Origin of the sequence: Streptomyces sp. NPDC059524, assembly GCF_042749255.1 — a bacterium.
GTDB lineage: Bacteria > Actinomycetota > Actinomycetes > Streptomycetales > Streptomycetaceae > Streptomyces > Streptomyces xanthii.
On the sequence record NZ_JBHYTK010000278.1, the window covers coordinates 1 to 4,605 of the forward strand.

The window sequence follows — 4,605 nt, forward strand, 5'->3', positions numbered from 1 at the left end:
CGCACCGTACGTACTGGCGGTGGCGGATCAGGCGCCGCTGGCGTCCAGCATCTCGTCGCGCTCCACGATCTTCACGCGCTCGCGGCCCTGCGGCTCGCCGAGCGCCTTCTCGGCGGCGTCGAGCTTGTACCAGCCCTCCCACGTCGTGTAGCGCACGCCGCGCTCGCCGAGGAAGGTCTCTACGGCCTCGGGGGTCGGGGTGGACGGCGTCTGCAGCCGGCCCTCGGCATGGTCCTCGAGCAGGTTGGCGATCGTCTCGTTGGCGTCGCCCTTGGTGTGCCCGATCAGGCCCACGGGACCGCGGCGGATCCAGCCGGTGACGTACGTCGACGACAGGTGCGCGCCGCTCTCCTCGATCACGCGGCCGCCCTCGTCGGGAACGGTGCCGGTGGTGACGTCCCAGGGCAGCTTGGGCAGCTCGTCGGAGAGGTAGCCGACGGCGCGGTAGACGGACGTGACGTCCCAGTCGGTCGTGCGGCCGGTGCCCTTGACGTTGCCCGTGCCGTCCAGCTCCGTGCGCTCGGTGCGCAGGCCGACGACCTTGCCGTCCTCGCCGAGGATCTCGACCGGCGACTCGAAGAAGTGCAGGAAGAGCTTGTGCGGGCGGTCGCCGACGTCGCGGATCGCCCAGTTCTCCAGCGTCTTGGCGACCATGTCGGTCTGCTTGTTCTTGCGGCGCTCCGCGATCGAGCCCTCGTCGTAGTCGATGTCCTCGGGGTTGACGATGACCTCGATGGTGGGGGAGTGGTCCAGCTCGCGCAGCTCCATGGGGCTGAACTTGGCCTGGGCCGGCCCGCGGCGGCCGAAGACGTGGATCTCGACGGCCTTGTTGGCCTTGAGCCCGTCGTGGACGTTGGCCGGGATCTCCGTCGGCAGCAGTTCCTCGGCGGTCTTCGCGAGAATGCGGGCGACGTCGAGGGCGACGTTGCCGACGCCGAGGACGGCGACCTTCTCGGCCGACAGGTCCCAGGTGCGCGGAACGTCCGGGTGGCCGTCGTACCAGGAGGCGAAGTCGGCGGCGCCGAAGGAGCCGTCCAGGCCGACGCCGGGGATCTTCAGCTCGCGGTCGAACATGGCGCCGGTGGAGAAGACGACGGCGTCGTAGAAGGACCGCAGATCGTCCAGGTGGATGTCGGTGCCGTAGTTCACGTTGCCGAAGAGGCGGACCTGCGGCTTGTCGAGGACCTGGTGCAGGGCGGTGACGATGCCCTTGATGCGGGGGTGGTCGGGGGCGACGCCGTAGCGGATCAGGCCGAAGGGGGCCGGCATGCGCTCGAAGAGGTCGATGGACACCCCCGGCTCGGCGGCCGCGGCGGACTTGAGCAGCGCGTCTGCGGCGTAGATGCCGGCGGGGCCGGCTCCGACGATGGCGACCCTCAGGGGGCGGGGCATGTTCAGGTTCCCTTCGAGTGGTCCAGGGGGTACTCGAAGAGATCTTAAAGTAAGGCAAGCCTTAGTTGGCAGGCGGGTCCGTTCTATGGGGTCATAAGGGAAGGTTATGAGATGCCATAGCCTGGCTTGGGTGCCTGCGGGCTTCGGGCATAGACCGTACGGTGCCGCTGTTGCACACCACCGGGCGGGGCTGAAGGTCAGCCGTGCCACGTAGTACAGGGAGCGTCGCATGACCAAGGAAACCGAGAAGGCCGTACTGGCGGGCGGCTGCTTCTGGGGAATGCAGGACCTGATCCGGAAGCTGCCCGGAGTGCTGTCCACCCGCGTCGGCTACACCGGCGGTGACACTCCGAACGCGACGTACCGCAACCACGGCGATCACGCCGAGGCCATCGAGATCGTCTACGACCCGTCGGCCACCAGCTACCGCGACCTGCTGGAGTTCTTCTTCCAGATCCACGACCCGAGCACCCGCGACCGCCAGGGCAACGACCTGGGCCGCAGCTACCGCTCCGCGATCTACTTCGCGGACGACGCGCAGCGCGCCACCGCCGTCGACACCATCGCCGACGTGGACGCCAGCGGCCTGTGGCCCGGCAAGGTCGTCACCGAGGTCGAGCCGCTCGGCGACTTCTGGGAGGCCGAGCCCGAGCACCAGGACTACCTGGAGCGCTACCCCGACGGATACACCTGCCACTTCCCGCGCCCGAACTGGAAGCTGCCCCGGCGTGCGGAGGCCTGAGAGAAATTCGGGTGACCTGGCCGGCGGGGCGCGTTACCGTCGACTCATGAACGTCATCCACCGCAGCAACACCGCGACCGCGCGAGCGACCAGCTCGCCGGTTGCCGCCGCCTGACGTTCCACCTTCCACCGGCGACCGGACACGGTCCGCCGGTGTTTCTCTGTGTGGTGCTCCCACCCTGTGACGACCGAGCGGCCCGCCGTCCGGTGCCTCCGCCCCCTACGCGCAGCCCCCCGGGCGCGCGGACGCACAGGAGACACCCCATGAACGAGAACCTCGACACGGACACGGTCGTACGGACCTTCGTCGAGTACTTCGAGGACCGCGGACACCGCCGTGTCACCGGCTCGACCCTGCTGCCCCCGCCCGGCGACCCCGTGCTGTTCACCACCTCGGGCATGCATCCGCTCACCCCGTACCTGGAGGGGCGCCCGCATCCCCTCGGCCGGCGCCTGGTCAACGTCCAGCGCTGTCTGCGCACTACCGACCTCGACGAGGTCGGCGACCGCACCCACCTCACCGTCTTCGAGATGCTCGGCAGCTGGTCGCTCGGCGACTACGAGGGCCGGCAGAGCCTCGAATGGGGCTACGACCTGCTCACCGAGGGCTTCGGCGTCGACCCCGGCCGGCTCCACGCCACCGTCTTCGGCGGCGACGAACAGGTCGGCCCCGACACGGACTCGCTCGAAATGTGGCAGGAACGCGGCGTGCCCGTGGAGCTCACCGTCGACGACAACTGGTGGTCCAACGGCCCCGCCGGCCCCTGCGGTCCCGACTCCGAGATCTTCCTGTGGACCGGCGACACGCCGCCCCGCTCCACTCCCACGCAGGACGACCGCTGGGTCGAGATCTGGAACCACGTGATGATGCGGCACCGCCGCCTCGACGACGGCTCCCTCGTCCCCCTGCCGCAGCGCAACGTCGACACCGGCCTCGGCCTGGAACGCCTCACGACCCTGCTGCAGGGCCGGACCTCGGTGTTCGAGTGCGACGTCTTCGACCCGTGGCGCGGGCTGGTCCCGACACTGTGGCCGCTCGACGAGTCGGCCCTGCGGCTCGTCTGCGACCACCTGCGCTCCGCCGTCGTCATCCTCGGCGACGGCGTCCGCCCCTCCCACACCGGTCGCGGCTACGTGCTGCGCCGGCTGCTGCGCCGCACGCTCACCGTCCTGTGGCGCGACGACCCTTCGCGAACCCTCGGTGACCTGCCCGCCGAGCTGGTCCGGCACACCCAGGACCACTTCCGCCAGGACGGCGGCCCGGAGCCCGACGCCGTACGGCGGCTGCTGGTCGAGGAGGAGCGGCGCTTCCGGGGGCTGCTCGAGCGCGGGCAGCGCGTCCTGGCCCGCCCTCGATTCCAGGGGCCGCTGGACGACGAGGACTTCCGGTACCTCCACGACACGCACGGCCTGCCCCGCGACCTGGTGCTGAGCCTGCGCGACGAGTGAGGCCATCGTGTGGGTCTCGTGAAGATCATGGAGGCCAAGTGAGTGACAGCGGGTGGATCCGGCGGCGCGTCACACCTCAACGGCCGATTTGTCTGTTCATCCTTCCATGTGAAGAACCATCAGACATGGAGGTGGTGCGGATGAAGCCGACCGCTCGAGGAATCATCGTGGCAGGGGCAGGACCCCTGCTGGCGCTGGGGTGCTGGACGGCCACCGCCGTGGCCGACTCGGACGCGCCGCATCCGGCGACGTCCGGGCAGGCGCAGGTGCCGTTCGGTGTGCAGGGTGCGGCCGGTCCGGGGCTGGACGTCCCGGGATACGGGGATGACGACGACGCGCAGGAAGGGCCTGCGGGCTACGGCGCGCCGGAGGGTCCCAAGGGCCATGACGAGCACGGTCCGAAGGGCGGCGAGGACGAGCACGGCCCGAAGGGCGGCGACGAGCAGGGCCCCAAGGGTCATGACGAGCACGGGCCCAAGGGTGGCGACGAGCAGGGGCCCAAGGGTGGCGAGGACGAGGGGCCTTCGGGCTACGGCGAGGAGACCCCGCCGACCTCGCCCCCCGTGACCCACCCGCCGGTCACGACTCCGCCCGTCACCACCCCGCCGGTCACGACGCCTCCGGTGACGCATCCGCCCGTCACCACGCCCCCGGTGACGACGCCTCCGGTGACGCATCCGCCGGTCACCACCCCGCCCGTGACGACGCCTCCGGTGACGCACCCGCCCGTCACGACGCCTCCCGTCACGACGCCGCCCGTGACGCACCCGCCGGTCACGACGCCGCCCGGGACGACGACCCCGCCGACGGACCACCCGAAGCCGCCGGAGCTCGCCGAGTCCGGTAGCGAGAAGGGGCTGTACGTGCTCGCCGGGATCGCGGCCGCCTGCGTCGCCGCCGGTGCCGTCTGCCTGCGCATCACCCGCCCCTCGAAGCGCCGCGCGCACTGAGCGGAGCCCGCGAGGACGTGGGGGCGGGGGCGGGGGGCCCCGCCGCGCCCCGGCGGGCGCGGGGGGGGGGTT

The 4,605-nt window shown here is 71.1% G+C and carries 4 protein-coding genes; 3 read left to right on the forward strand and 1 reads right to left on the reverse strand.

The window, feature by feature from the left end:
* Nucleotides 1–27 precede the first annotated feature (27 nt).
* On the reverse strand, nucleotides 28–1,392 hold the full coding sequence (locus ACFW9D_RS37910) for an FAD-dependent oxidoreductase (RefSeq protein WP_384629990.1): 1,365 nt from the start codon (nucleotides 1,390–1,392) through the stop codon (nucleotides 28–30).
* A 229-nt stretch (nucleotides 1,393–1,621) separates the two neighbouring features.
* On the opposite strand from ACFW9D_RS37910, the gene msrA reads away from it, so the two are divergent.
* From msrA to ACFW9D_RS37925, 3 genes are all read left to right on the forward strand, one after another.
* Entirely contained in the window at nucleotides 1,622–2,134 is a 513-nt protein-coding gene (gene msrA / locus ACFW9D_RS37915; RefSeq protein ID WP_384629992.1) for a peptide-methionine (S)-S-oxide reductase MsrA, read from the forward strand.
* A 264-nt stretch (nucleotides 2,135–2,398) separates the two neighbouring features.
* On the forward strand, nucleotides 2,399–3,583 hold the full coding sequence (locus tag ACFW9D_RS37920; protein WP_384629994.1) for an alanine--tRNA ligase-related protein: 1,185 nt from the start codon (nucleotides 2,399–2,401) through the stop codon (nucleotides 3,581–3,583).
* A gap of 167 nt (nucleotides 3,584–3,750) precedes the next feature.
* Nucleotides 3,751–4,533, forward strand: coding sequence for a hypothetical protein (locus ACFW9D_RS37925; RefSeq protein WP_384629996.1), 783 nt, complete (start codon nucleotides 3,751–3,753; stop codon nucleotides 4,531–4,533).
* Nucleotides 4,534–4,605 lie beyond the last annotated feature (72 nt).

Coding starts and splice junctions, on each gene's coding strand:
- ACFW9D_RS37910 (WP_384629990.1), bottom strand. CDS start 1,392: ATGCCCCGCCCCCTGAGGGTCGCCATCGTCGGAGCCGGCCCCGCCGGC.
- msrA (WP_384629992.1), top strand. CDS start 1,622: ATGACCAAGGAAACCGAGAAGGCCGTACTGGCGGGCGGCTGCTTCTGG.
- ACFW9D_RS37920 (WP_384629994.1), top strand. CDS start 2,399: ATGAACGAGAACCTCGACACGGACACGGTCGTACGGACCTTCGTCGAG.